Source organism: Mycetocola sp. CAN_C7, from assembly GCF_015752285.1.
Lineage (GTDB): Bacteria > Actinomycetota > Actinomycetes > Actinomycetales > Microbacteriaceae > Mycetocola_A.
This window is the reverse complement of the sequence record NZ_JADOUY010000008.1, coordinates 21,563-46,376: the sequence shown is the minus strand read 5'-3', so window position 1 is coordinate 46,376 and position 24,814 is coordinate 21,563. Positions and strand designations below refer to the sequence as shown.

Genomic DNA, 24,814 nt, shown 5'->3' with positions numbered 1-24,814 from the left:
GGCCGCTCGCGGCCGCCCCTCCCCACCGTTCCTTGTTCCACCCACCTTCCCGGGAGCTCCACGCACATGACTCGCCTGTTCAATGACCCCGTCGACTTCGCCGACGAGATGATCGACGGTTTCGTCGCTGCCAACGCCGCCCAGGTCCGCCGCGTGCACGGGGGCGTCATCCGGAGCACGGTATCCCGGCCAGGGTCGGTGGCCATCGTCACCGGCGGTGGGTCTGGCCACTACCCGGCTTTCGGGGGACTGGTCGGCCAGGGCCTCGCGCACGGCGCTGCGATGGGCAACCTGTTTGCGTCCCCGTCGGCGCAGCAGGTCCGTTCGGTCGCTTCTGCCGCCTCTCTCGGTGGCGGCGTCCTTCTCACCTATGGCAACTACGCCGGTGACGTCCTGCACTTCAGCCAGGCGCAGGACCGTCTTCGCGCTGACGGTATCGACTGCCGTACCGTGGTTGTCACCGATGACATCGCCAGCGCCTCCGTCGCCGAGAAGCACAAACGTCGCGGCATCGCCGGCGATCTCACCGTTTTCAAGACAGCGGCAGCGGCTTCGGAGGCGGGCTACTCCCTCGACGAGGTCGTCCGAGTGGCTACGCTGGCCAACGAACGCACCCGCTCCTTCGGCGTAGCGTTCACCGGGTGCACGCTGCCCGGGGCTGATGCGCCGCTCTTCACCGTGCCGGAGGGGCGCATGGGTGTCGGCATCGGCATCCACGGTGAACCCGGCATCGACGAGATGGATGTACCGACCGCAGACGGACTCGCTGAACTCTTCGTGTCTGCGCTGCTCGCCGAACTGCCCGACGGCATCACGTCGGCTGACGGCCAGCGGGTGGGTGTTCTTCTCAACGGGCTCGGTTCGGTGAAGTACGAGGAGCTGTTCGTCGTCTACCGCCGTGTCTCCGCGCTGCTCACAGAAGCTGGGGTCACCGTTGTCGACCCCGAGGTCGGCGAACTCGTCACCAGTTTCGACATGGCCGGTGCCTCCCTGACCCTGTTCTGGCTCGACGACGAACTCGAAGGATTCTGGCGTGCGCCAGCAGACACTCCTGCCTATCGCAAAGGCTCCGTCGCCGCCGCCGAACAGGCACCGGTCCGCGACGAGCTCGAAGCGGTCGACGTCATCCCAGACGCGAGCGAGGAGTCCCGGGCAGCAGCCCGGGTCGCCCAGCGCGTGATCGATGCGATCGCCGCGGTGATCGACGAGAACGTCGACGAACTCGGCCGGATCGACGCTGTCGCGGGAGACGGCGATCACGGAATCGGGATGCAGCGAGGAGCCCAGGCTGCTCGCGCCGCTGCCCGTGATGCTCTCCACCGGGGTGCCGGCGCGCAGACGGTGCTCACCCGGGCAGCCGACGCCTGGTCGAATCGGGCCGGCGGGACCTCAGGAGCACTCTGGGGTGCTGCGCTCACCGCCGTGGGCGAGCGGCTCGGCGATTCGGAGAAGCCCTCTGCAGCGACGGTCAGCGACGGAGTGCGATCAGCGACGGAGAGCATCCTCACCTTCGGTGCCGTGCGCGGCGACAAGACGATGGTCGACTCGCTCGTGCCGTTCGCCGACACCCTCGCAGCCGAGGTCGCACGCGGCACCCGACTTGCGGACGCCTGGGCCGTCGCCGCTGATGCCTCGACAGTCGCTGCCGCCGCAACCGCGGAACTGCTTCCGCTCATGGGCCGGGCCCGTCCGCACGCCGAGAAGTCACTGGGCACCCCGGATGCCGGAGCCCACTCCCTCGCGCTGATCGTGCAGCGCATCACGTCAGTACTCAACGAACAGGAACAGTAATGGACAAGCTCCGCATCGTCATCGGATCGGATGACGCCGGTTTCGACTACAAGGAACTCCTCAAGAAGGACCTTCTGGCCAGCGGCCTCGTCGAAAGTGTTACGGATGTCGGCGTCGACGCCGACGGGCACACTCCGTACCCCCGGGTCGGCGTCGCAGTGGGAGAGACCATCGCCGCCGGGAATGCCGACCGCGGTCTGCTGATCTGCGGAACAGGAATGGGCGTGGCGATGGCGGCCGGGAAGGTGCGCGGCATCCGCGCATCCGTCGCGCACGACAGCTTCTCGGTCGAGAGACTCGTGCTCTCGAACAACGCGCAGGTGCTCGCCATCGGTCAAAGGGTCATCGGGGCCGAGCTCGCGCGTCGACTCGTGCGTGAGTGGCTCACCTACCGTTTCGACGACACGTCGGCGAGCGCCGAGAAGGTTGCCGTTCTCGACCGCTACGAGTCGACCGGAAGCTGCTGATGCCGCCCGTCACCGTCGGAGTGAGCCTGAAAATGTACTTCGGGCATGCCCGAGCCCGTTCCTGGTTCGGTCGGGTCGCGGAACTGGGGCGCAGCCACGAATCGGTGACGAGTGGTGCGGTCGAACTTTTCATCATTCCGAGCTTTGTCTCCATCCCGGCCGCTCTCGATGCCGTCGCTGGAACACGGGTCATCGTCGGTGCCCAGGACCTGTTCTGGGAAGACGACGGCGCGTACACCGGGGAGGTCAGCGGCGTAGAGCTCGCTGAGCTCGGCGTGGGGGTCGTCGAAGTCGGGCATGCCGAACGGCGTCGGATCTTCGGTGAGACCGAGCTGGTTGTTGCCGACAAGGCCGCGGCCGCATTGCGAAACGGCATCGCTCCCGTCCTCTGCATCGGCGAAATCGAGCGCGTGGCACCGGATGCCGCCGCCGACGAGGTCGTCCGGCAACTCGAATCCGCTCTCGCCGACGCGCCCACCGGGCGGGTGATCGTGGCGTACGAACCGGTCTGGGCGATCGGCGCAGCCGAGCCGGCAGACGCCGATCACATTCGTATTGTCTGCGCGCGACTGCGACGGGTTCTCGCTTCCCTCGACGGTCGCGACGGCAGTTCGGTGATCTACGGCGGAAGCGCCGGACCCGGTCTGCTGACAGACCTCGGTTCCGACGTCGACGGCGTGTTCCTCGGGCGCTTCGCGCACGACCCGGAGGCGCTGGCATCCGTCCTCGATGAGGCAGCGGAGCTGGCACAGTCCGGAGTCCGGTCATGATCGGGCTCGGCACCTACGCCTTCTTCTGGCAGCACTCGACACAGGTCCCCGAACCGCTGAGCCTGGTCGGCGCCTTCGAGCGCACCCGTGAGCTCGATGTCGACCTGTTTCAGATCTGCGACTACGCGCCCCTGCTCACCATGTCGCGCTCCGAGCTCGCCGCGGTTGCGGCCGAAGCCCGCAACCTCGGGCTCCGGATCGAACTGGGCACAAAGGGCATCGGGTCCGGCCACCTCGAATCGTTCCTGCGACTGGCCGAGCTCTTCGACGCCGAGCTCATTCGCAGCATGCTCTTCGGGCCGGATCACCGCCCCAGCCTCGGCGAAGCGGAACTGATCCTCACCGACGCCATGCCGTCTTTCGAGACGGCGGGAGTGACACTCGCGCTCGAGACATACGAACAGGTGCCGACAGCAGACCTCGTCGGACTCGTCGAGCGGGTCGGCAGCGACCGGCTCGGCATCTGCCTCGACCCGGCCAACGTCGTCGCCGGACTTGAACTCCCGAGGAATGCTGTCGAACGGTGCGCCCCACTCACCCGCAACGTTCACGTGAAGGACTTCGCCTTCGCTCGTCAGGAGGGCTGGGTCGGGTTCACCTACAGCGGTGCGCCGATGGGCGATGGGCTGCACGACTACCGCCACCTGCTCGACACGGTCACACCCGGCGAGCGCGGGATCAACGAGATCGTCGAACACTGGTTGCCCTGGCAGGGCGACCCCAAGACCACCGTCGAGGCGGAGATCGCCTGGACGGCCACCACACTGGACTACCTGAGGAGAAACCGATGACCACGACAGACTTCGCCCCCACCATCGCCGTGATCGGCGCAGGGGGAAAGATGGGGACCCGCGTCTCCGACAACCTCGCGAAGACCGAGCACACCGTCTTCTACAGCGAGAATTCGCCCGTCGGGCAGGACCGCGTCCGCGCCGCCGGCCGGGAACTCACCGACACCGCAACAGCGGTCGCCGACGCCGACATCATCGTGCTCGCCGTTCCCGACCTCGCCCTCGGCCCGGTCACTGCGGAGATCGTTCCGCAGCTGAAGGCGGGCGCGATCGTCCTCACCCTCGACCCGGCTGCCGCATACGCGGGCCTGCTCACCACCCGCGAAGACGTCATCCAGGCCGTCGCGCACCCCTGCCACCCGTCGATCTTCCTTCAGCGCACCACCCCGGAAGAGTACGCAGACACCTTCGGGGGCATCGCTGCACCGCAGGATGCCATCGCGGCGATCGAATCGGACGACCCCGAGAAGAAGGCGATCGTCGAAGCCACCGTGCGTGCCATCTATGCCCCCGTCGTCGACGTGCACTGGGTCACCATCAAGCAGCTGGCGCAACTCGAGCCCACCCTCGTCGAGACCATCGCCTGCATGATCGGCGCCCTCCTCAAGGAGGCCCTCGACGAGGCCGTGAACACGATGGGCGTTCCGGAGCCGGCCGCACGGTCGATCCTTCTCGGTCACACGCAGGTCGCCCTCGCCAATGGGCTCCGCGGAGACAACCCGTTCAGCGACGCCTGCCTCATCGCCATGGATTACGGAAAGTCCTCGATCATCAAGGATGACTGGAAGAAGGTGTTCACCGACGAGGAGCTCGACAAGAACCTCGCAGCGATGCTGCACCTCGACAAGATCGAACGCTAGAGCCGATCGGGGAGAGGGACGGGCGGCCTCCTGGCTGCCCGTCCTTTTGCCGTTGACCACCCTTGACATGTGACCAAATGGTCACATAATGTTTGCGCATGGACGAGATCTTCAAAGCGCTGGCCGATCCGACTCGCCGCGCGCTCCTCGATGATCTCTACCGCGAGGACGGCCAGACCCTCGGGGCGCTTGAATCACGATTCGACATCTCCCGGTTCGGGGTGATGAAGCATCTCAAGCAACTCGAAGACGCCGGACTCATCGTCACGAGGCGAGACGGGCGGGAAAAATTCCATTTCCTCAACGCCGTGCCGATCCAGCTCGTCCACGACCGATGGGTGAGCAAGTACGCAGAGAACTGGGCTGCTGGTCTCAGCGGCCTGAAGAAGGAATTGGAGAACACCATGGAGAAGATCTTCGAGGTCTACATCAAGACGACGCCCGAGCGGCTCTGGGAGGCGATCGTCGACTCCGACATCCGCAGCAAATACAGCTTCGGGAACCGCGTCGAAACCGACTGGTCGGCCGGATCGCACTACGAGATGACCAACGTCAGGGCGGATGCCCCGCTCGGTGAAGGAGAGATCCTCGAGATCGATCCGCCCAGGAGGCTGGTTCAGAGCATGGTGGCCCTGTGGGGAGACGATGTGAAGAGCGAGGGCACATCGCGGGTCACCTGGGAGATCGAACAGGTCGAGGACTCGTGCAGGTTGACGGTCACGCACGACCAGCTGCGTGAGGGTGCAAACGAGCAGCTGTACGGTGGCTGGCCGATGATCCTCTCCGGCCTGAAGACCTGGCTGGAGACCGGCACGCTGCTCACCACACCCGGGTCGCTGATGTACACCTGACCGTACGGCCAGGGGAATAGGGTCGGAGGATGACACGATCAACCACCCTGTTCCTTCTCGGTGGGGGAGGAGACCTTTCCTCGAGACTTCTCCTCCCCGCACTCGGCCAGCTCCTCACCGGACAGCCCGACCGTCGGGTCGAGCTCATCGGTGTCGGTGTCGACGAACTGACGGATGCCGCCTGGCGCGACGTTGTGTCGGCTTCGTTCGCGACGGTGGATGCAGCGGGTCCCGCAGTGGACGCGGTGCTCGCCCGGACGGTCTTCCGAACCGCCGACGTCACCGACGCATCCGCACTCTCGGCGTTGCTCGCCGAAGCGACCGGCACCCCTGCGCTCTATTTCGCGCTGCCGCCCGCCGTCACCGTGAAAGCCTGCGCTGCGCTCGAGGATGTGCGCCTCCCCGACGGCACCATTCTTGCTCTCGAGAAACCGTTCGGAACCGACAGCACGAGCGCCGCCGCTCTCAACGCCCAACTGGCTGGGCTTGTCACAGAGAACAGGATCCACCGGGTCGACCATTTCCTCGGCAGGTCCACCGTCTTCAACCTCCTCGGGTTGCGCTTCGCGAACCGCATCTTCGAACCGCTGTTCAACGCCGAGCATGTCGAACGCGTCGACATCGTCTACGACGAGCAACTCGGGCTGGAGGGGCGTGCCGGGTATTACGACCACGCCGGCGCGCTCGTCGACATGATCCAGAGCCACCTGCTCCAGGTGCTCGCCGTGTTCGCCATGGAACCGCCGTCGACCCTCGGCGCAGCCGACATCCGCGACGCCAAGGGGCTCGCACTGCGGGCAACAACCGCATGGAACAACGACCCGGCAGCGGCCGGCCGCCGTGCCAGGTACACCGCAGGCGCAGTGGACGGGCGGGACTACCCGTCGTATGCAGACGAACCGGGCGTCGATCCTGCGCTGCAGACCGAGACGCTCGCCGAAGTGACGGTGCAGATCGACACCTGGCGCTGGGCAGGCGTCCCATTCACTTTGCGCTCCGGCAAGGCGCTCGCCGCCCGCCGCCGGGAAATCATTGTGCGTTTCAAACCCGCCAACCACGTGCCAACCGGGTTTCGCGGCAGCACGGAACCGACGATCCTGCGCCTGTTCCTCGCACCGGACGAGCTGTCGCTTTCCATCAACATCAACGGGCCGGACGACCCTCATGACCTCGAACGGGCGACGTTCCACGCCGCATTCGGCCCCGGGGCTCTGAGTGCATACGGTGAGGTGCTCGAGGGCATCTTCGACGATGACCCATCGCTGTCGGTGCGGGGAGACACGGCGGAGCAGTGCTGGCGCATCGTCGAGCCGATCCTCGCGTCCTGGCGATCAGGAGAGGTACCTCTCGCCGACTATCCCGCAGGAGCCACAGGCCCGGCGGACTGGGAGCCGATCGGTGTGGTGTCCTGACGCCGAGACACTGAGCTGTCGTCGGCCGTTCACGTGCCGGTCCATCGGTGGCCATCTTCACGGCGCGGAGTGTTCCTAGCCTGAGGGCATGCCCCAGCCAGCACCGAACCTCGTCGTCGCCGTCATCCCGGCACGCGGAGGTTCCCGCGGTGTCCCCGGCAAGAACATCCGTCGCGTCGGTGGGATCCCGCTCGTCGCACGAGCTGTCGTCGCCGCCCGCAACGCCAGGCAGATCGACACGGTGTTCGTCAGCACGGATTCGGCGGAGATCGCAGAAGCTGCTGAAGCATATGGGGCAGGCGTCATCGACCGCCCGGATGACCTCGCGACGGATACCGCGTCGAGCGAAAGCGCGCTCCTGCACGTCCTCGATGAACTCGAGCGCGACGGCATCCGGCCGGACATCCTCGTCTTTCTCCAGGCCACCTCCCCGTTCATCTCACCTGACGACCTCGACGACGCCGTCGAACGGGTCACCCTCGGTGAGTCCGATGTCGTTTTCTCAGCGGTCGAGTCTCACTCCTTCCTCTGGCGGGAAACCGATAAGGGAGCGGCGGCCGTCAATCATGATGCCGCCACCCGGCCGCGTCGACAGGACCGCGAACCGCAGTATCAGGAGACCGGCGCGTTCTATGTGATGCGCGTCGACGGATTCCGCCGCTCGCGACACCGATTTTTCGGACGTATCGGGATGGGGCTCGTCTCCCCGCCCAGCGCACTCGAGATCGACACCGAGGCCGAGCTGCTGGCCGCCGTGCGGATGGACGCGTCAAGCAGACCCCGAACAGCCATCGACGTGGATGCCGTCGTCACCGACTTCGACGGTGTGCACACCGACAACCGGGTCCACGTCGGGCAGGATGGCACCGAATCCGTTGTCGCCCACCGCGGAGACGGGCTCGGTATCGCCCTGCTGCGCGACGCAGGATACCCGGTCCTCATTCTCTCCACCGAGCAGAACGCCGTCGTCTCCGCGCGCGCAAACAAACTGGGCATCGACGTGCGGCACGGTGTCGCCGACAAGGGCACAGTTCTCAGGGAGTGGGCGGCCGAACGACGCATCCCGCTGTCGCGGATCGCCTACCTCGGCAATGACGTGAACGATCTCGCCTGCCTCGAAGCCGTCGGCTGGCCGATCGTCGTCGCCGACGCCCATCCTGATGTCGTCCCGGCCGCCCGGGTCGTTCTCACCCGCAACGGCGGTGACGGCGCCGTCCGCGAACTCGCCGACCTGGTACTCCCTGAAAGGACACACGCATGACCCTGCGCATCGGATCCCGCGACATCGGCCCCGGCCACCCCGTCTACGTCATCGCCGAGATCGGCCTCAATCACAACGGTGACGTCTCCCTGGCGAAGGAACTCGTCGATGTCGCAGCGGATGCCGGAGCGCAGGCCGTGAAATTCCAGAAGCGCACGCCGGCGATCTCGACGCCCGAACACATGAAGAGCGTGCTTCGGAGCACCCCGTGGGGCGACATGACCTACCTCGATTACCGCTACCGGGTGGAATTCGACCGCGAGCAGTACGTCGAGATCGGCGATCACGCCACCCTGCGAGGACTCGACTGGTTCGCGTCGCCGTGGGACGAACCCAGCGTCGACTTCCTCGAGGACCTCCGGGTATCGGCATACAAGGTCGCCTCAGCGTCAGTGACCGATGACGGCCTCCTGCGCCGCATCGACGCCACCGGCAAGCCGGTCATCCTCTCCACCGGGATGTCGACCCTCGAACAGATCGACCGCGCCGTCTCCCTGCTCGACCCGGCGCGGCTGACGATCCTCCATGCGACCTCCACTTACCCGCTGCCACCAGAGGAAGCCAACCTCCTGATGATCCCCGCGCTCGCACGGCGGTACCCGGATGTGCCGATCGGCTACTCCGGGCACGAACGTGGTCTCCAGATCTCCATCGCCGCTGTCGCACTCGGCGCCCGTATCGTTGAACGCCACATCACCCTCGACCGGGCGATGTGGGGTTCCGACCACGCCGCATCGCTCGAACCGCACGGCTTCTCGACGCTCGTCCGTGACATCCGGATCCTCGAGGATGCTCTCGGTGACGGAATCAAGCGGATCTACCCCGGTGAACTCGCTCCCCTGGCCAAGCTCCGCCGGGTTCCCGCTTAGTGGGCAGACGGGTCGTCGGTCTCGTCGATTCCGACTCCTTCGTCAAGTGGGGCGCTGCGTTGCTGGATTCGCTTCCGGCAACCTGGGACATCTCACTCGTCATCGTCGCCAGTGCGCTGACGGCGAGCAACCGCCAGGTCCTTGATGCGGTGTCCGGAACCCGATTCTCGCGTGCGACGGCGCGCATCCTGCCCGTCGCCGGCATCCTGCGTGATGAGCAGATCACGTCGGCGGATGCCGTCGTCGTCGCCTGCAGGGGACCGGTTGCTGAAGTGCTCCTGCATGCCCTGAGCAAACGGCAGCGTCGACCGGTTCTCGTCAGCGGCCTGCCGGGCATTTCGATCCCGGCGAAGTGGAAGGGCATCTTCTATCGGACACAGTCTGACCTGTTCGTCCTCCACAGCCACCGGGAGGTCGACGCGTATCGGAACCTTGCCGCCGAGAACGGGGCTCGCGTCGAGTTCGTGCTCGCCACCCTCCCGTTCGCCCGGAGGCTCACAGCGGGCACCCGCGCGTCAGATTCGGGCGACAGCATTGTCTTCGCAGCACAGGCAATCGTGCCGCGGGAACGACCGGAGCGGCAGCTGATCGCTGACCTGCTCGTGGAACTCGCGCGACGGCATCCGCAGTTCCGGATCGTCCTCAAGGTCCGTGCGCTACCGGGCGAGGAACAGACGCACACCGAGACGGACCCGCTGCCCGAGCTTCTTCCGTCGGATGCCCCGGCCAACCTCGTCGTCGAGGCGGGCTCGATGCAGCAGCATTTGCAGCGCGCCGTCGGTTTCGCGACGGTGAGTTCGACGGCTGTCCTCGAAGCCGCTGCACTCGACATCCCGAGCCTTGTGCTCGATGAGTTCGGTGTCGGCCCGCTTCTCATCAATGAAGTCTTTGAGGGCAGCGGGCTTTTCGGTTCCGCCGCTGACCTGCTCGCGCTGCGGTTTCGGAGCATCGAACCGAGCTGGCTGACGGCCAACTATGCGCACCGGGAGATCGAGAACACCTTCGTGCCCCGCCTGGCTGCGCTGTTCGAGGCTCGCGACGCAGGTCTGCTGCAATTCCGGCCCCCAGCCAGGCGCAGCCGTGGGGGACTGCTCCGGCGAGCCTGGGATCGCCGTCAGGCGCTCGGCCGATACGACTCCTCAGCGCTTGGCCTCGTCGCCTTGATCGTCGGCTGGCCGGTCTTCGCCGTCAAACGTGCACGGCGATCCCGGATCGCTGCCTCTGCCCGCCCGGAGTCAGCGACGAACGCTTCCACCGCGGCCTGACCAGGTCAGGAGACGCGCGTGCCGTTCCAGCGCCGACGTGACACGGGAGGCGTCACCATGTCGGTGCTCACCTGAGCGGGGTCGTGGCGCTGCGGGTCGGCCCACACCGCCACGGTGTTGAGCTCGAACATGACGTGTTCACGGAACTTCTGCTCGCTCGCTGCGTCGTCCGTGACGGCAGAGACACGATCGTCTGGCGCCGGTTCGAGAACGGCGGGCCGGACGTCGTCGACAGCGGGAATCGCGCGCAGCGCGGATGCCGTCGCTGGCACGGTGATGGTCGGCTCGACGTCAGCCGGCAGTCGGGTGGTCGACGCTACGGCGTGCCCCGGGGTCGTGACCCCGGAATCGGCAGCGGTGCCGACGATCGCCGCCGTGATTTCCCGGGCCAGCGAGAACGACGCCATGTCGTGGAAGAACGAGTCGGTGTCTGCCGCGGTGCGACGCACCAGGGTCCAGTCACCGGTCGCGCCGATGTGCGCGTCGAGTCTCGCACGGACCTTCTCGAAGAGTTGCTCTTCACTGAGTTCGAGGCCAGTACTGAGTTCGAGGCCAGTACTGAGAGGCAGCGGAGCGGGCACCGGAGGTGCGACGGCGACCGGTGCTCGGTGACGACGGCGACCAAACATGCTCGGTGCTCCCTGCTCCTGGGTGGTGGTGGTTCCAGTGTGAATCACCGACCCCCGAGAGGGGAGTTGACACGCCGCACCACCACCGATTCGCCCGCGGAACTGTGGCGTTTCCGGTCGTCGGGTCAGGACTTGGCCGCCTGCCGACGTTCGACCTTCTTCTTGCCGCCCTCGGCCTCGGCCTCATCCTGTTCGAACCGTTCAGAAGCCGCCGCTACAGCGTTGGCGACGGTGACGAGCCAGCCGATCCACATCAGAGCGAGCCGCCAGTCCCGCGGAGCATTTTTGCTCGTCTTGATCAGGGTGATCGCACCGGCGAACGCACTGATGATGTGAAAGTTGAGAATGTATTTGCGCATGTTGGTGCACCTCCAAGGTCCTCTACGCTATCGGCATTTTCTGCGAGAGTCACGACGGGCGGCTCAGCGGCGAGAGGGCAGACGACGCAGAAGCCTGTCGATGGAGCGGTGACGGAAGTTCTCGAGTGTGATCGTTTCCTGGCCGGGCGTGTCCGAGGTGGGTGCGGGCGAAATGGAGGGTCTCCTCGAGTGCGAGGTGCCGTTCGACGTCTGACCGTGCTTTGCGCAGATTCACTTCGGCGACCACCGAACCGTTCCACGCTTGTTCGGCGAGATGTCTGAGCACCCGGGCGACTGGCTGCGTTCCATGGCCAGGGAGCAGGTGCTCGTCGAAGACACGGCCGTCGTCGCTGGAGCCTGATCCGTCACAGAGATGCAGGTGCCTGAGCCGTGACCCGAGGCGGATGGCGAGATCGAAAGCATCCTGCCCGGCGAGGGAGGCATGCGAAAAGTCCAGAGTGACGTCATCGCAGTCCAGTGTTGTTGTGTCCCAGCCGGGAGAGTAGGCCTTCATGGTTCTGCCGCGGATCTGCCAGGGGAACATGTTCTCGACGGCGATGTGGATGCCGGTCGACTCAGCCAGGCTCCGAACCCGGTCGAGGAACTCGTCTGCGTACCCCTTCTGCCAGCGAAATGGAGGGTGAACGACGACGGTGTCCGCACCGACATCCGACGCGAGTTCGGCGGACTTCCTCAGCTTCACCAGCGGGTCGGTTCCCCAGACGAAGTGGGTGAGCAGGAGCACAGGAGCATGGATCGAGAGGATCGGCATCCCGTACGCCGTGCTCAGTGCCAGCAGCGCGTCGGCGTCCTGGGTGACGGCGTCGTTGGTGACCATCACCTCGACGCCGTCGTAGCCGGTCTTCTCCGCGAACGCGAACGCCCGCTCGGTGCCGAGCGGGTAGACACTCGATGTGCTCATGCCGATTCTGATCATCGCGTTCAGCCTAGGATTCGGAACTGAACACGAGATGGCCGGCTGTCGACGACTGGTAGCCTGTGAGGCCACCGGACAGTGGCCGAACTACAAGGCCAGACCCGTGGCCGAAGGGGCTCAATCATTGTGACGACATCCAGTTCAGGCGAGACCTACGACTTCGTTGTCGTGGCGAACAGGCTTCCCGTTGACAGCGTCAGCCAGCCGGACGGTTCGTCCGGGTGGCGGATGTCGCCCGGCGGTCTCGTCGCCGCCCTCGAACCGCTGATGAAAGCATCTGATGGTGCGTGGGTCGGCTGGCCTGGAGCTCCGGACGTCGAGCTCGACCCGTTCGAGCACGAAGGCATCCGGATGGTCCCGATCGCGCTCAACGGGGAGGAGATCGAGAACTACTACGAGGGTTTCTCGAACGACACCCTCTGGCCGCTCTACCACGATGTGATCGCGCAGCCCGGTTACCACCGCGAATGGTGGGAAGCGTATGTCGCCGTCAACCGTCGGTTCGCCGAGGCCGCCGCTCGAATCTCCGACACCGGCGCGACCGTGTGGGTTCACGACTACCAGCTGCAACTCGTCCCCGGCATGCTCCGTGAGACCCGTCCGGATCTGACCATCGGCTTCTTCAACCACATTCCGTTCCCCGCATACGGGATCTTCTCGCAGCTGCCGTGGCGGCGGCAGATCATCTCCGGCCTGCTCGGAGCCGACATCATCGGCTTCCAGCGGGTGGCAGACGCCGGCAACTTCTCCCGCGCCGTGCGCCGCTTGTTCGGGTATGAAACCAAGGGAACCCGGGTCTGGGTTCCCGTCGGCGACTCGTCCGATGAGACCACGGGGGACAGGTCCAGCGTGCGCGGCGCTCCCGTCCGCCGGGTGATCGCCCGGGCATTCCCGATCTCGATCGACGCGACGAGCTATGTCGAACTCGCCGGTCAGCCCGAGGTGCAGGCCCGTGCCCGCCAGATCCGCGAGGAACTCGGCAACCCGAAGACGATCATGCTCGGCGTCGACCGACTCGACTACACGAAGGGCATCGGACACCGGCTCAAGGCATTCGGAGAGCTTCTCGCCGAACATCGGGTCGACGTCGAGGACGTGACGCTCGTGCAGGTCGCCAGTCCCAGCCGCGAACGCGTTGCCAGCTACATGCAGCTCCGCGACGAGATCGAGCTGACCGTCGGGCGCATCAACGGCGACTACGGCAGCATCGGCCACACCGCTATCAACTATCTCCACCAGGGCTACCCCCGCGAAGAGATGGTTGCTCTCTACCTGGCGGCAGACATCATGCTGGTCACCGCGCTCCGCGACGGCATGAACCTCGTCGCCAAGGAGTACGTCGCCACCCGCGCCGACCTCGGCGGCGTGCTCATCCTCAGTGAATTCGCCGGAGCATCCGACGATCTCCGCCAGGCGCTCCTGATCAACCCGCACGACATCGACGGGGTGAAGGATGCCATCATCGCCGCGATCGACATGCCGCACGCCGAACGCCGGCGACGGATGCGAGCCCTGCGCAAACGCGTGCTCGAGAACGATGTGGTGAAGTGGTCGCGCGTGTTCCTCGATGAACTCGCTCACGCGTCGACGTCGCATCCGGTGTCCCACGAGCACCCGGAGGAGCGCAAATGACCGCCGTCTCTCCGGCTCTCGATGCCGCACTGGCGAAGCTGGCCGACAGCGAGCACCTTCTCATCGCCCTCGACTTCGACGGCACCCTCGCGCCGTTCGTCGACCGCCCCGAAGACGCCCGGGCGCTGCCAGAAGCACAGCGAGCCGTCGAGAAGCTGCTCGAGATCTCCCACACCACCGTGGCGTATGTCTCCGGTCGGGCCGTCGACAGCCTCCAGCTCGCGTCGGAGTCTCCCGACGGGGTGCTCCTCGTCGGATCGCACGGCGCCGAGTACCGGTTCGACGGCGTCGACGCCCATCCGCCCCTGAGCGCAGAAGACAGCGCGCGCGTCGCGGCACTCGCCGAGGCATTTCTCGGCTTCGCCGACGAACACCCCGGAGTGAGTATCGAGCGGAAACCGGCGGGCTTCGCCGTCCACACGCGTGGTGTCGAAACCGATGCGGCTTTCTCCGCAGAGAACGACGCCCGCAGGATCGTGGCAGATGTGTACCCCGATGCCACGGTGCGCGACGGCAAGAACGTCCTCGAATTCTCGGTCCTCTCCGCCACGAAGGGCGACGCGATCAGGCATTTGCGCGATTACACCGGCGCGACCGCCGTTCTGTACTCGGGCGATGACGTGACCGATGAAGATGCTTTCCGTGTGCTCGCCGAGAGCGACCTGGCGCTCAAGAGCGGAGATGGACCGACGGTGGCTCCGTACCGCGTCGAGGCCCCAGCCGAGGTCGCCGCCGTCCTCCACCGGCTCGCCGAACTCCGGGCAGCCACCGGCCGATGAAAGCCGGGGCATGTTCGAGGTTCTAGACTCGAACCATGTCAGAGATCGACCTGAAACCTCGCAGCCGAGCAGTCACAGACGGAATCGAAGCCACCACCTCACGCGGAATGCTCCGTGCGGTCGGAATGGGCGACGAAGACTGGGACAAGCCCCAAATCGGCATCGCGTCGAGCTGGAACGAGATCACCCCCTGCAACCTCTCGCTCGACCGGCTCGCCCAGGGCGCCAAGGAAGGCGTCCACTCCGGCGGGGGATACCCGCTGCAATTCGGAACGATCTCGGTTTCTGACGGTATCTCCATGGGCCACGAGGGCATGCACTTCTCCCTCGTCTCCCGTGAAGTCATCGCGGACTCCGTCGAGACCGTCGTCATGGCCGAACGCCTCGACGGCACAGTGCTCCTCGCCGGCTGCGACAAGTCGCTGCCAGGCATGCTCATGGCTGCGGCGCGCCTCGACCTCGCAAGCGTCTTCCTCTACGCCGGGTCGATCGCGCCCGGCTGGGTCAAGCTCAGCGACGGCACCGAGAAGGATGTCACGATCATCGACTCGTTCGAAGCGGTCGGAGCGTGCAAAGCCGGCACGATGAGTGAAGAAGACCTCAAGCGCATCGAGTGTGCGATTGCGCCAGGCGAGGGTGCCTGCGGCGGAATGTACACCGCGAACACGATGGCATCCGTCGCTGAAGCACTCGGCATGAGCCTCCCCGGTTCAGCAGCGCCGCCATCGGCCGACCGGCGCCGCGACTACTTCGCTCACCGCTCAGGCGAGGCCGTCGTGAACATGCTGCGTCTCGGGATCACGGCCCGCGACATCCTCACCAAGAAAGCGTTCGAGAACGCGATCGCCGTCGCCATGGCCTTCGGCGGATCGACCAACGTCGTCCTGCACCTGCTCGCCATCGCCCGTGAGGCCGACGTCGACCTCACTCTCGACGACTTCAACCGCATCGGTGACAAGGTTCCGCACATCGGCGACCTCAAGCCGTTCGGCAAGTACGTGATGAACGACGTCGACCGTCACGGCGGCGTACCCGTCGTCATGAAGGCGCTTCTCGACGCCGGGCTGCTCCATGGAGACGCGCTCACCGTCACGGGCAAGACCCTTGCCGAGAACCTCGCAGACCTCAACCCGCTCCCGCTCGACGGCGAGGTCATCCGCACACTCGATAACCCGATCCACGCCACCGGCGGCATCACGGTGCTCAACGGCACCTTCGCCCCTGAGGGTGCGGTCGTGAAGACCGCCGGCTTCGACGCCGACGTCTTCGAAGGACCCGCCCGGGTGTTCGAACGCGAGCGCGCAGCAATGGATGCTCTGACCGACGGCCAGATCTCGGCAGGTGACGTCATCGTCATCCGCTACGAGGGCCCGAAGGGCGGGCCCGGCATGCGCGAGATGCTCGCGATCACCGCGGCCATCAAGGGCGCTGGGCTCGGAAAAGATGTACTACTATTGACGGACGGTCGATTCTCAGGCGGCACAACCGGCCTCTGCATCGGCCACATAGCACCCGAAGCAGTGGACGCTGGTCCCATTGCCTTCGTGCGCGATGGTGATCTGATACGGGTCGATATCGCAGCTCGGTCGCTCGACCTACTTGTCGACGAAACAGAGCTGGCCGCCCGCCGCAACGGCTGGGCACCGCTTCCCCCGCGCTATACCCGTGGCGTCCTCGCAAAGTACTCCAAGCTCGTGCACTCCGCCGCGGAGGGCGCGATCACCGGGTAACTTCCGCGTTCAGTTCAGATCCAACCATCGATAAGGGAATCCATACGATGCCTGCGGAACCTCGCACCGCCATATCGCCCGCCGATCTCAAGGCCGCCTCAGACGGCCCCGAAACGCTCTCAGGAGCTCAGGCCGTCGTCCGCACGCTCGAGCTGCTCGGCATCACCGACGTGTTCGGTCTGCCCGGCGGCGCGATCCTGCCCGTCTACGACCCGCTGATGGACACCACCAAGATCCGTCACATCCTCGTTCGTCATGAACAGGGTGCCGGCCACGCGGCCGAGGGCTACGCGGCATCCACGGGCAAGGTCGGCGTCGCCATCGCGACCTCCGGTCCTGGCGCCACGAACCTCGTCACCGCGATCATGGATGCCCACATGGACTCGGTGCCGATGCTGGCGATCACCGGCCAGGTCTTCTCCACCCTCATGGGAACGGATGCCTTCCAGGAAGCCGACATCGTCGGCATCACCATGCCCATCACGAAGCACTCGTTCCTCGTCACAGACGCGAACGACATCCCGGCCACCATCGCCGCCGCTTACCACATCGCGTCGACCGGACGACCGGGCCCCGTGCTCGTCGACATCACCAAAGACGCCCAGCAGCAGGACGCGCCATTCATCTGGCCGCCCAAGATCGACCTGCCCGGCTACCGGCCGGTGACCAAGGCACACGGCAAGCAGATCCAGGCGGCGGCACAGCTGCTTCTCGAGTCGAAGCGCCCCGTGCTGTATGTCGGAGGCGGCGTCATCCGTGCGCAGGCATCGCCCGAGTTGCTCGAACTCGCCGAGCTGATCGGCGCCCCCGTGGTGACCACGCTCATGGCTCGTGGTGCCTTCCCCGACTCGCACAAGCAGAATCTGGGCATGCCGGGCATGCACGGCACCGTTCCCGCTGTTCTCGCCCTGCAGGAGTCCGACCTCATCGTGTCGCTCGGCGCCCGATTCGACGACCGGGTCACCGGCAAGACGGCGCTGTTCGCACCGAACGCCAAGGTCGTCCATGTGGACGTCGACCCGGCGGAGATCTCGAAGATCCGCACGGCTGACGTGCCGATCGTCGGAGACGCGAAAGACGTCATCGTCGACCTGACTGCTGCGATTTCTGCCGGACTGCGCGACCACTCGACAGACACAGACGAGTGGTGGACCTACCTCAACGGCCTTCGCGAGGAATTCCCGCTCGGCTACACCGAACCGACAGACGGCCTCCTTGCCCCGCAGTACGTGATCCAGAGGATCGGCGAACTCACCGGGCCAGAGGCGATCTACGCGGCAGGCGTCGGACAGCACCAGATGTGGGCCGCCCAGTTCATCAAGTACGAGCGTCCCAACTCGTGGCTCAACTCCGGTGGAGCTGGCACGATGGGCTACTCGGTACCTGCGGCCATGGGCGCCAAGGTCGCCGAGCCCGATCGCGTCGTGTGGTCGATCGACGGCGACGGATGCTTCCAGATGACGAACCAGGAACTCGCGACCTGCGCCATCAACAAGATCCCGATCAAGGTCGCAGTGATCAACAACTCGTCACTGGGCATGGTGCGCCAATGGCAGACGCTGTTCTACGACGGGCGCTACTCGAACACCGACCTCAACACCGGGCATGACACGGTGAGGATCCCTGACTTCCTCAAGCTGGCTGAAGCGTACGGATGCCTCGGCATCCGCGTGACGAAGGCCGATGAGGTCGACGCAGCCATTCAGCTCGCCCTGGAGACGAACGACCGCCCGGTCGTCATCGACTTCGTGGTGAGCGCAGACGCCATGGTGTGGCCGATGGTCCCGCAGGGTGTCAGCAACAGCTACGTGCAGTACGCACGAGACCACAGCCCGTCGTTCGACGAGGAGGCCTGAGAATGAGCAGACATGTTTTGAGCCTCCTGGTGGAGAACAAGCCGGGTCTTCTGACCCGCGTCGCCGGCCTGTTCGCCCGACGTGGTTTCAACATCGAATCCCTCGCCGTCGGCACGAGCGAAGTCCCCGGCCTCAGCCGCATCACCGTCGTCGTGACGGTGGAGGGATTGCCCCTCGAGCAGATCACGAAGCAGCTCAACAAGCTCGTGAACGTGATCAAGATCGTCGAACTCGACCAGGACCAGTCCGTGCAGCGCGAGCATCTGCTCATTAAAGTGCGCGTCGACAACACGACCAGATCGCAGGTGCTCGAAGCCGTCAACCTGTTTCGGGCCCGCGTCGTCGACGTCGCGACGGATGCCGTCGTGATCGAGGTCACTGGCGACTCCGGAAAGACCAACGCGCTGCTCAAGGTGCTCGAACCGTACGGCATCAAGGAGATGGCCCAATCGGGCCTCCTCGCCATCGGCCGCGGATCCAAATCCATCACCGAACGCGTATTCAAGAACTAAGTCGGGCGGTCCGCGCACCGCGCGACACCGCTCTCACACCAACCTCAACAACAAGGAGATAAATAAGTGGCTGAGATTTTTTACGACGCTGACGCCGACCTCTCGATCATCCAGGGTAAAAAGGTCGCCGTTGTCGGATATGGCTCGCAGGGGCACGCACACGCACTGAACCTCCGCGACTCCGGTGTCGAGGTCGTCATCGGCCTCAAGGAAGGCTCCAAGTCGATCGCCAAGGCCGAGGAGCAGGGTTTTGTCGTCAAGAGCGTCTCCGAGGCGGCTGCCTGGGCAGACGTCATCGTGATCCTCGCGCCTGACCAGTTCCAGCGCACCATCTACGCCGAGTCCATCAAGGACCAGCTGTCAGAGGGGAAGGCTCTCGTCTTCGGCCACGGCTTCAACATCCGCTTCGGCTACATCGAGGCACCCGAGGGTGTCGACGTGCTGATGGTCGCCCCCAAGGGACCCGGCCACACCGTTCGTCGCGAGTACGAGGCAGGCCGTGGCGTTCCCGTCATCGTCGCGGTTGAGAAGGACGCGTCAGGCAACGCCTGGCCGCTCACCCTCAGCTACGCGAAGGCTGTCGGCGGACTTCGTGCCGGTGGCATCAAGACCACATTCACCGAAGAGACCGAGACCGACCTGTTCGGTGAGCAGGCTGTGCTCTGCGGCGGCGCTTCACAGCTCGTCCAGTATGGTTTCGAGGTGCTGACCGAAGCCGGCTACCAGCCTCAGGTCGCCTACTTCGAGGTTCTCCACGAGCTCAAGCTCATCGTCGACCTCATGTGGGAGGGCGGCATCGCCAAGCAGCGCTGGAGCGTCTCTGACACCGCCGAGTACGGCGACTACGTCTCGGGACCGCGGGTCATCGACCCCTCGGTCAAGGAGAACATGAAGGCCGTTCTCGCTGACATCCAGTCCGGCGCGTTCGCCAAGCGCTTCATCGACGACCAGGATGCCGGTGCTCCCGAGTTCCTCGCACTCCGTGCCAAGGGCGAGGCTCACCCGATCGAAGAGACCGGTCGCGAACTGCGCAAGCTCTTCGCCTGGAACGCGTCGAACGACGACGACTACACCGACGGTTCCGTCGCGCGCTAGTTCACGGTCACCCGTGACGAACGGCCCTCGCCTTGCGGTGGGGGCCGTTCGTGCGTGCGGCGGCTGTGCGAGATCGCAATCGAGCACCTAAAACAGCCCGATCGGGGCGTCTTGGGTGCGAAACTGAACTCTCGCGGGCGCTCAGGATGTGAGGAAGATCTCGATCACCGGTACAGGGGTGTTCGGAGCACGCACAGGCAGGTGAAGGGTCACCGTGTCTCTGCCCAGGCCGACGGGCTGGGTGTGCTGGTTCGGTTGGTCGTGGTCAGGCAGGTGCACCTGGAACGGGACCTCCGATCCGTCGGCCAGTAACTGGGCGTAACGGACCCGACCGCCGAGCCCCGGGAGGTGGAGGTGCACGAACGGCCAGGCGAACACGTGCACGTAGAGCCGGTCGCCATTCTGGGTGTAGCGGATGTCGGTTGGCGGTGAGAACTCGCTCGGCCCGGCCCCGTAGATGGAACGACCGTGCAGCCGGAACCACGATGCCAGGTCCGTGAGCCGCTCCTGGGTGCGGGCGTCGATCGCGCCACGGGCATCCGGTCCGATGTTGAGCAGCATGTTGCCGTTCTTCGAAACGGTGTCGACCAGCATCCGGAGGAGGAGGTCACTGGACTTGTCGTTGAGATTGTCGCGATCGTAGCCCCAGCTTCCGTTGAGAGTCTGGCAGGCCTCCCACCGCACCGGGTTCCCCGAGTCATCCGTCGGGGTCACGACCGGCTGGTACTGCTCGGGAGTGGCGACGTCTCCGCCGAGTTCGAGCCGGTCGTTGACGATGCATCCGGGCTGGAGGTCGCGAATCAGCGTGAGGAGTTCTGCAGACCCCCACTCGGCGGCGCCCTTGCCAGGCAGACCGCCGATGCCCTGCGAGTAGCTGAAGTCGAAGAAGAGGTAATCCACCTGTCCGTATCCGGTGAGGAGTTCACGCACCTGGCCGTGCAGGTACTTCCGGTACACACCGAGATCCCGTTCGCCGTTGAGGCTCACCTCGGCCGGATCGTCGCGCAGGGGGTGAACGCCGTCGACGGTGAAGTCGGGGTGGTGCCAGTCGATGAGGGAATGATAGAAGCCGATGCGGAGGCCTTCGGCCCGGAAGGCATCGACGAACTCGCGTACGAGGTCGCGGCCGGCTCGGGTTCGCGGTGCCGTGTAATCGGTGAGAGTGGAATCCCAGAGGCAGAAGCCGTCATGGTGCTTCGTCGTCAGCACGGCGTAGGTGAAGCCGGCTTCTCTGGCCTGTCGCGCCAACCCCCGCGCGTCGAACAGGTCGGGATCGAAATGTTCGCTGTAGATCTCGTAGTCCTCCGGGCGGATGTGCTCCCGGTTCTGCACCCATTCGTGCCTCGCCGGGAGGGCGTAGACGCCCCAGTGGATGAAAAGGCCCAGCCGGCCGCGGTCGAACCACGCGAAGTCGGGGGAGGGGAGTGCTGCGGTGCTCATACGGTCCTTTCACGAGCAGGGTGCGGGCGGGACTGGGCACGACGTTACGGCATCCATGTTTCCGGCGATGTTGCTTCACGGCGCACGGTGTAGGTTCTGGGGCATGGATTCGACCCGCGACCCCGCTCCAGGCACGCGTCCCGTCGGACGACACGGACTTGACGTCGAAATCGCCGTGCAGGGCGTTGATGGTGCGTGCGTCGCGCGGGCTGCGGGTGCCACCAGGGTGGAACTCTGCACCGCGCTCGACCTCGGCGGTCTCACGCCATCGTTCGGTGCCGTCAGGGCTGCTGTGCAGGATGCCCGGAGAGCGGGGGCAGACGACGTCCACGTACTCGTTCGTCCTCGCCCGGGTGACTTCGTCTTCTCACGCGGCGAGAGGGATGTCATGGCTGACGACATCGCCGAGCTGGCGGCGCTCGGAGTGGCCGGCGTGGTGATCGGAGCGCTCACCGAGGACGGCGAACTCGACCGGAGAACGCTCGAGAGCCTCCTGATGGCGGCAGGCGACCTCACCGTGACCTTCCACCGTGCCGTCGACAGAGCGACCGAGCGGCCTGGCCTGATCTCCGAACTCGCCGACCTCGGGGTACATCGTGTTCTCACCTCTGGCCGTGCGAAATCCAGTGCGGACGGTCTCGCGGTACTCGCCGGGTTCGTGAGTGAATCCGACGGTCGGGTCGAGATCATGGCCGGCGGGGGAGTGACGGTCGAGTCGATCCCGTCTCTCGCCGCAGTCGGCGTCGACGCCATCCACCTCTCCGCCCGCGCGGCAGCAGACCGCTCCTTCGGCAGCGGACCCGGCGGAGGCGACGACGGGCATGACGTGACCGATCCGGAGCTCGTTGCGCGCGCGGTGGCTGCCGCACGAGATCGCACTCACGCACCCAAAAGCCTCTGATCGGCTCGTTTGAGGTGCGCTATTGCGATCTCGTGAGGGTGGGATCGCCGGTACGCTGACAGGCATGAGTTCCGACCACCCCGACGACGACGCACTGACCTGGGCAGGCGACCCCGAGGCAACTGAACCTGCCACAGGGGAACGCCAGAAGAGTCCCCGCATCTCCGGCGGCTGGAAGGTCGTCGGCAAGCCCGGCCAGGTCGCTGCTCCCGCCACCGAGAAGACATCCGGCGCCAGTCAGATGAGTTCGGTCGCCCTCGTCACCTTCGGGATCCTCGCCGGAATCTACCTGCTCTACACGATTGGCTGGCTCATCGCCGTGCAGCGCAACAGTGTCGCGCCGACGGACGTCGTCGGCGCCGCCATGCACACCGTCGGACTCGCATTCGCAGTGCTGGCCCCCGCGCTGTGGATCGGCGCCACGTTCTGGCTCACCCGCGCCTCGCGTTCGCTCCGTCCACGGTTCGTCATTCTGCTCGCCGGCGTCGTGGTTCTCGCGCCCTGGCCATTCATCGTCGCCGGGGGAGCGGCATGAGCGCCGAAACGACGGTCGAACGGCGCGGCACGCCGGTCTGGCTCACCCTCACCCTGGCCATCCTCTTCGGTCTGCTCTTCGCCTGGGACGTCTGGGAAGCCGTCGGAAATCTCGCCGGGGTGAGCATCGTGGCATCCGGGCTGGAAACCAGCATCAACGGCGTCGGCTGGGTGGTGCTGATCGCCGGCATCCTGATCCCCGTCGCGGTCTTCGTTCTCGCGTATCTGCTCGGCAGGCGCCGGGACGCGCTCGCCCAGATCCTCCTCTATCTCGCCGGGCTCGGGGCGGTGGCAGCGATCTCGCTGAGCCTCCTCGCCCTCTTCGGCATCGGATCGGTGCTGACGTAACACCCCCGTAGGGTCAAGTAAAGTTGGAGCACGTGCGTCCCGACGGCTGCGACGCCCGGCCTCCCCGTTGCCAACAAAGGATGTCCCTGTGTCAAAACCGGTCGTACTGATCGCCGAAGAACTCTCCCCAGCAACCGTCGACGCCCTCGGGCCCGATTTCGACATCCGCCAGGTGGACGGCACCGACCGGCCCGCACTCCTGGCCTCGCTCGCCGATGCACACGCGATCCTGGTCCGATCGGCAACCAGCGTCGATGCCGAAGCGCTTGCCGCCGCGCCTCAGCTCAAAGTCATCGCACGGGCGGGAGTCGGCCTCGACAATGTCGACATCAAGGCGGCGACCAGCGCAGGCGTCATGGTGGTCAACGCTCCGACGTCGAACATCATCTCGGCTGCCGAGCTCACGGTCGGTCACATCCTCAGCCTCGCCCGCCACATCCCGCAGGCGCATAACGCGCTCGCCCAGGGCCAGTGGAAGCGGTCGAAATACACCGGAACCGAACTGTACGAGAAGACGATCGGCATCATCGGCCTCGGCCGTATCGGCGCCCTCATCACTGCGAGGTTGCAGGCCTTCGGCACGAACATCGTCGCATACGACCCGTATGTCACGAGCGCGCGCGCCCAGCAGCTCGGTGTGCAACTCGTCACTCTCGACGAACTTCTCGAACGTTCGGACTTCATCAGCATCCACATGCCGAAGACGCCCGAGACCACCGGCATGATCAGCACAGCTCAGCTCGCGCTGATGAAGCCGACCGCATACATCGTCAACGTCGCTCGCGGAGGGCTCATCGACGAAGACGCTTTGCACGAGGCGCTCATCACCGGCACGATCGCGGGGGCAGGGCTTGACGTCTTCGTCTCGGAGCCGCCCACCAACGACGCGCTCCTCAGCCTGCCGAACATCATCGTCACCCCGCACCTGGGTGCGTCGACCGACGAGGCCCAGGAGAAGGCCGGTGTGTCTGTTGCCCGCTCTGTACGACTCGCTCTCGGTGGCGAGCTCGTTCCGGATGCCGTGAACGTTGCCGGCGGGGTCATCGACCCGTACGTGCGTCCTGGCATCCCGCTGGTGGAGAAGCTCGGCCAGATCTTCGCGTCGCTCGCTCACTCACCGCTCACCAGCGTCGATGTCGAGGTGCACGGCGAACTCAACGACTACGACGTCAGCGTGCTCAAGCTCGCCGCTCTCAAGGGGATCTTCACGAACATCGTCAGCGAGACGGTCTCGTACGTCAACGCGCCGCTCCTCGCCGAACAGCGCGGTATCGTCGTTCGTCTCCTCACCGACCCGGACAGTGAGGAGTACCGCAACGTCATCACCCTGCGCGGTGCACTCAGCGATGGTTCGCAGATCTCCGTGTCAGGAACGCTCACCGGCACCAAGCAGATCGAGAAGCTTGTCGAGATCAACGGATACGACGTCGAGGTGCCCATCGCAAGGCACCACATCGTGATGCTCTACACCGACCGCCCCGGAATCGTCGCGGTCTACGGTCGTCGGTTCGGTGAAGCCTCGATCAACATCGCCGGCATGCAGATCGCCCGGCGTGAAGCCGGCGGGCAGGCGCTCAGCGTACTGACCGTCGACTCACCGGTGCCGGATGCCATCCTCGACGCGGTCGGTTCAGACATCGACGCGAGCGTGCTCCGTGCGATCGAGATCACCGAACAGTAACCACACCTGGACACAGTAAGAGGGGCACCGCGGAATCCGCGGTG

The 24,814-nt window shown here is 65.6% G+C and carries 24 protein-coding genes; 20 read left to right on the top strand and 4 right to left on the bottom strand.

Translation table 11 applies throughout. The features are described from left to right. The first annotated feature begins 66 nt into the window (after positions 1-66). The 10 genes from IWX78_RS15010 to IWX78_RS14965 all read left to right on the top strand — a co-directional run bounded on the left by IWX78_RS15010 (position 67) and on the right by IWX78_RS14965 (position 10,337). The gene (locus tag IWX78_RS15010) at positions 67-1,791 is read left to right on the top strand and encodes a dihydroxyacetone kinase family protein (protein WP_196834451.1); all 1,725 of its coding nucleotides are present in this window, start codon (positions 67-69) and stop codon (positions 1,789-1,791) included. Beyond that, positions 1,791-2,258 (top strand): ribose-5-phosphate isomerase, encoded by a 468-nt coding sequence (locus IWX78_RS15005; protein WP_196834450.1) that lies wholly within the window; start codon positions 1,791-1,793, stop codon positions 2,256-2,258. Before IWX78_RS15010 ends, IWX78_RS15005 begins: the two co-directional genes overlap by 1 nt. Continuing rightward, complete coding sequence (locus IWX78_RS15000) at positions 2,258-3,028, top strand: triose-phosphate isomerase family protein (RefSeq protein ID WP_196834449.1); 771 nt, start codon at positions 2,258-2,260, stop codon at positions 3,026-3,028. The genes IWX78_RS15005 and IWX78_RS15000 overlap by 1 nt, the downstream gene beginning before the upstream one ends. After that, a complete protein-coding gene (locus IWX78_RS14995) occupies positions 3,025-3,819 on the top strand; it encodes a sugar phosphate isomerase/epimerase family protein (RefSeq protein ID WP_196834448.1) in 795 nt (264 codons plus the stop codon). Before IWX78_RS15000 ends, IWX78_RS14995 begins: the two co-directional genes overlap by 4 nt. Beyond that, a complete protein-coding gene (locus IWX78_RS14990; protein WP_196834447.1) occupies positions 3,816-4,679 on the top strand; it encodes a phosphogluconate dehydrogenase C-terminal domain-containing protein in 864 nt (287 codons plus the stop codon). Before IWX78_RS14995 ends, IWX78_RS14990 begins: the two co-directional genes overlap by 4 nt. Positions 4,680-4,777: 98 nt before the next feature. Then, positions 4,778-5,530, top strand: coding sequence for an ArsR/SmtB family transcription factor (locus IWX78_RS14985; protein ID WP_196834446.1), 753 nt, complete (start codon positions 4,778-4,780; stop codon positions 5,528-5,530). Positions 5,531-5,559: 29 nt separating this feature from the next. Then, the gene (locus IWX78_RS14980) at positions 5,560-6,942 is read left to right on the top strand and encodes a glucose-6-phosphate dehydrogenase (protein ID WP_196834445.1); all 1,383 of its coding nucleotides are present in this window, start codon (positions 5,560-5,562) and stop codon (positions 6,940-6,942) included. Positions 6,943-7,030: 88 nt separating this feature from the next. Next, positions 7,031-8,203 carry a cytidylyltransferase domain-containing protein gene (locus IWX78_RS14975; protein ID WP_196834444.1) on the top strand — a complete coding sequence of 391 codons (1,173 nt, stop codon included), beginning with the start codon at positions 7,031-7,033 and terminating at the stop codon, positions 8,201-8,203. Then, on the top strand, positions 8,200-9,072 hold the full coding sequence (locus IWX78_RS14970; protein WP_196834443.1) for an N-acetylneuraminate synthase family protein: 873 nt from the start codon (positions 8,200-8,202) through the stop codon (positions 9,070-9,072). The genes IWX78_RS14975 and IWX78_RS14970 overlap by 4 nt, the downstream gene beginning before the upstream one ends. After that, positions 9,072-10,337: a DUF6716 putative glycosyltransferase gene (locus IWX78_RS14965; protein ID WP_196834442.1), complete on the top strand. Its 1,266-nt coding sequence runs from the start codon at positions 9,072-9,074 to the stop codon at positions 10,335-10,337. The genes IWX78_RS14970 and IWX78_RS14965 overlap by 1 nt, the downstream gene beginning before the upstream one ends. A gap of 5 nt (positions 10,338-10,342) precedes the next feature. On the opposite strand, the gene IWX78_RS14960 is transcribed toward IWX78_RS14965, so the two are convergent. The 3 genes from IWX78_RS14960 to IWX78_RS14950 all read right to left on the bottom strand — a co-directional run bounded on the left by IWX78_RS14960 (position 10,343) and on the right by IWX78_RS14950 (position 12,262). After that, on the bottom strand, positions 10,343-10,966 hold the full coding sequence (locus tag IWX78_RS14960; RefSeq protein WP_196834441.1) for a hypothetical protein: 624 nt from the start codon (positions 10,964-10,966) through the stop codon (positions 10,343-10,345). A 125-nt stretch (positions 10,967-11,091) separates the two neighbouring features. After that, positions 11,092-11,325 carry a hypothetical protein gene (locus IWX78_RS14955; RefSeq protein WP_196834440.1) on the bottom strand — a complete coding sequence of 78 codons (234 nt, stop codon included), beginning with the start codon at positions 11,323-11,325 and terminating at the stop codon, positions 11,092-11,094. 49 nt (positions 11,326-11,374) lie between these two features. Next, positions 11,375-12,262 carry a sugar phosphate isomerase/epimerase family protein gene (locus IWX78_RS14950; RefSeq protein ID WP_196834439.1) on the bottom strand — a complete coding sequence of 296 codons (888 nt, stop codon included), beginning with the start codon at positions 12,260-12,262 and terminating at the stop codon, positions 11,375-11,377. Positions 12,263-12,388: 126 nt separating this feature from the next. On the opposite strand from IWX78_RS14950, the gene IWX78_RS14945 reads away from it, so the two are divergent. The 6 genes from IWX78_RS14945 to ilvC all read left to right on the top strand — a co-directional run bounded on the left by IWX78_RS14945 (position 12,389) and on the right by ilvC (position 19,866). Continuing rightward, on the top strand, positions 12,389-13,894 hold the full coding sequence (locus tag IWX78_RS14945) for an alpha,alpha-trehalose-phosphate synthase (UDP-forming) (protein WP_334684771.1): 1,506 nt from the start codon (positions 12,389-12,391) through the stop codon (positions 13,892-13,894). Continuing rightward, the gene (otsB, locus tag IWX78_RS14940) at positions 13,891-14,673 is read left to right on the top strand and encodes a trehalose-phosphatase (RefSeq protein WP_196834438.1); all 783 of its coding nucleotides are present in this window, start codon (positions 13,891-13,893) and stop codon (positions 14,671-14,673) included. The genes IWX78_RS14945 and otsB overlap by 4 nt, the downstream gene beginning before the upstream one ends. A gap of 35 nt (positions 14,674-14,708) precedes the next feature. After that, positions 14,709-16,403 carry a dihydroxy-acid dehydratase gene (ilvD, locus tag IWX78_RS14935; RefSeq protein WP_196834437.1) on the top strand — a complete coding sequence of 565 codons (1,695 nt, stop codon included), beginning with the start codon at positions 14,709-14,711 and terminating at the stop codon, positions 16,401-16,403. 47 nt (positions 16,404-16,450) lie between these two features. Continuing rightward, complete coding sequence (locus tag IWX78_RS14930; protein ID WP_196834436.1) at positions 16,451-18,259, top strand: acetolactate synthase large subunit; 1,809 nt, start codon at positions 16,451-16,453, stop codon at positions 18,257-18,259. A 2-nt stretch (positions 18,260-18,261) separates the two neighbouring features. After that, positions 18,262-18,771: an acetolactate synthase small subunit gene (gene ilvN, locus IWX78_RS14925; RefSeq protein ID WP_196834435.1), complete on the top strand. Its 510-nt coding sequence runs from the start codon at positions 18,262-18,264 to the stop codon at positions 18,769-18,771. 66 nt (positions 18,772-18,837) lie between these two features. Further along, a complete protein-coding gene (gene ilvC / locus IWX78_RS14920) occupies positions 18,838-19,866 on the top strand; it encodes a ketol-acid reductoisomerase (protein WP_196834434.1) in 1,029 nt (342 codons plus the stop codon). Positions 19,867-20,007: 141 nt separating this feature from the next. Here the strand turns inward: ilvC and IWX78_RS14915 are convergent, their stop codons facing one another. Beyond that, positions 20,008-21,306 (bottom strand): alpha-L-fucosidase, encoded by a 1,299-nt coding sequence (locus IWX78_RS14915; protein WP_196834433.1) that lies wholly within the window; start codon positions 21,304-21,306, stop codon positions 20,008-20,010. Between the two features lie 103 nt (positions 21,307-21,409). Here IWX78_RS14915 and IWX78_RS14910 point away from each other — a divergent pair, with 103 nt between their 5' ends. The 4 genes from IWX78_RS14910 (at position 21,410) to serA (ending at position 24,770) form a co-directional block, all read left to right on the top strand. Continuing rightward, positions 21,410-22,207 (top strand): copper homeostasis protein CutC, encoded by a 798-nt coding sequence (locus IWX78_RS14910; RefSeq protein ID WP_196834432.1) that lies wholly within the window; start codon positions 21,410-21,412, stop codon positions 22,205-22,207. A 64-nt stretch (positions 22,208-22,271) separates the two neighbouring features. Further along, entirely contained in the window at positions 22,272-22,742 is a 471-nt protein-coding gene (locus IWX78_RS14905) for a hypothetical protein (protein ID WP_196834431.1), read from the top strand. Then, positions 22,739-23,089 (top strand): hypothetical protein, encoded by a 351-nt coding sequence (locus IWX78_RS14900; protein ID WP_196834430.1) that lies wholly within the window; start codon positions 22,739-22,741, stop codon positions 23,087-23,089. Before IWX78_RS14905 ends, IWX78_RS14900 begins: the two co-directional genes overlap by 4 nt. An 88-nt stretch (positions 23,090-23,177) precedes the next feature. Next, positions 23,178-24,770, top strand: coding sequence for a phosphoglycerate dehydrogenase (gene serA / locus IWX78_RS14895; RefSeq protein WP_196834429.1), 1,593 nt, complete (start codon positions 23,178-23,180; stop codon positions 24,768-24,770). Positions 24,771-24,814 lie beyond the last annotated feature (44 nt).

Excerpts from the sequence above, each read along its gene's own strand:
- IWX78_RS15010 (WP_196834451.1), top strand. The coding sequence starts at position 67 with ATGACTCGCCTGTTCAATGACCCCGTCGACTTCGCCGACGAGATGATC.
- IWX78_RS15005 (WP_196834450.1), top strand. The coding sequence starts at position 1,791 with ATGGACAAGCTCCGCATCGTCATCGGATCGGATGACGCCGGTTTCGAC.
- IWX78_RS15000 (WP_196834449.1), top strand. The coding sequence starts at position 2,258 with ATGCCGCCCGTCACCGTCGGAGTGAGCCTGAAAATGTACTTCGGGCAT.
- IWX78_RS14995 (WP_196834448.1), top strand. The coding sequence starts at position 3,025 with ATGATCGGGCTCGGCACCTACGCCTTCTTCTGGCAGCACTCGACACAG.
- IWX78_RS14990 (WP_196834447.1), top strand. The coding sequence starts at position 3,816 with ATGACCACGACAGACTTCGCCCCCACCATCGCCGTGATCGGCGCAGGG.
- IWX78_RS14985 (WP_196834446.1), top strand. The coding sequence starts at position 4,778 with ATGGACGAGATCTTCAAAGCGCTGGCCGATCCGACTCGCCGCGCGCTC.
- IWX78_RS14980 (WP_196834445.1), top strand. The coding sequence starts at position 5,560 with ATGACACGATCAACCACCCTGTTCCTTCTCGGTGGGGGAGGAGACCTT.
- IWX78_RS14975 (WP_196834444.1), top strand. The coding sequence starts at position 7,031 with ATGCCCCAGCCAGCACCGAACCTCGTCGTCGCCGTCATCCCGGCACGC.
- IWX78_RS14970 (WP_196834443.1), top strand. The coding sequence starts at position 8,200 with ATGACCCTGCGCATCGGATCCCGCGACATCGGCCCCGGCCACCCCGTC.
- IWX78_RS14960 (WP_196834441.1), bottom strand. The coding sequence starts at position 10,966 with ATGTTTGGTCGCCGTCGTCACCGAGCACCGGTCGCCGTCGCACCTCCG.
- IWX78_RS14955 (WP_196834440.1), bottom strand. The coding sequence starts at position 11,325 with ATGCGCAAATACATTCTCAACTTTCACATCATCAGTGCGTTCGCCGGT.
- IWX78_RS14950 (WP_196834439.1), bottom strand. The coding sequence starts at position 12,262 with ATGATCAGAATCGGCATGAGCACATCGAGTGTCTACCCGCTCGGCACC.
- otsB (WP_196834438.1), top strand. The coding sequence starts at position 13,891 with ATGACCGCCGTCTCTCCGGCTCTCGATGCCGCACTGGCGAAGCTGGCC.
- ilvD (WP_196834437.1), top strand. The coding sequence starts at position 14,709 with ATGTCAGAGATCGACCTGAAACCTCGCAGCCGAGCAGTCACAGACGGA.
- IWX78_RS14930 (WP_196834436.1), top strand. The coding sequence starts at position 16,451 with ATGCCTGCGGAACCTCGCACCGCCATATCGCCCGCCGATCTCAAGGCC.
- ilvN (WP_196834435.1), top strand. The coding sequence starts at position 18,262 with ATGAGCAGACATGTTTTGAGCCTCCTGGTGGAGAACAAGCCGGGTCTT.
- IWX78_RS14915 (WP_196834433.1), bottom strand. The coding sequence starts at position 21,306 with ATGAGCACCGCAGCACTCCCCTCCCCCGACTTCGCGTGGTTCGACCGC.
- IWX78_RS14910 (WP_196834432.1), top strand. The coding sequence starts at position 21,410 with ATGGATTCGACCCGCGACCCCGCTCCAGGCACGCGTCCCGTCGGACGA.
- IWX78_RS14905 (WP_196834431.1), top strand. The coding sequence starts at position 22,272 with ATGAGTTCCGACCACCCCGACGACGACGCACTGACCTGGGCAGGCGAC.
- IWX78_RS14900 (WP_196834430.1), top strand. The coding sequence starts at position 22,739 with ATGAGCGCCGAAACGACGGTCGAACGGCGCGGCACGCCGGTCTGGCTC.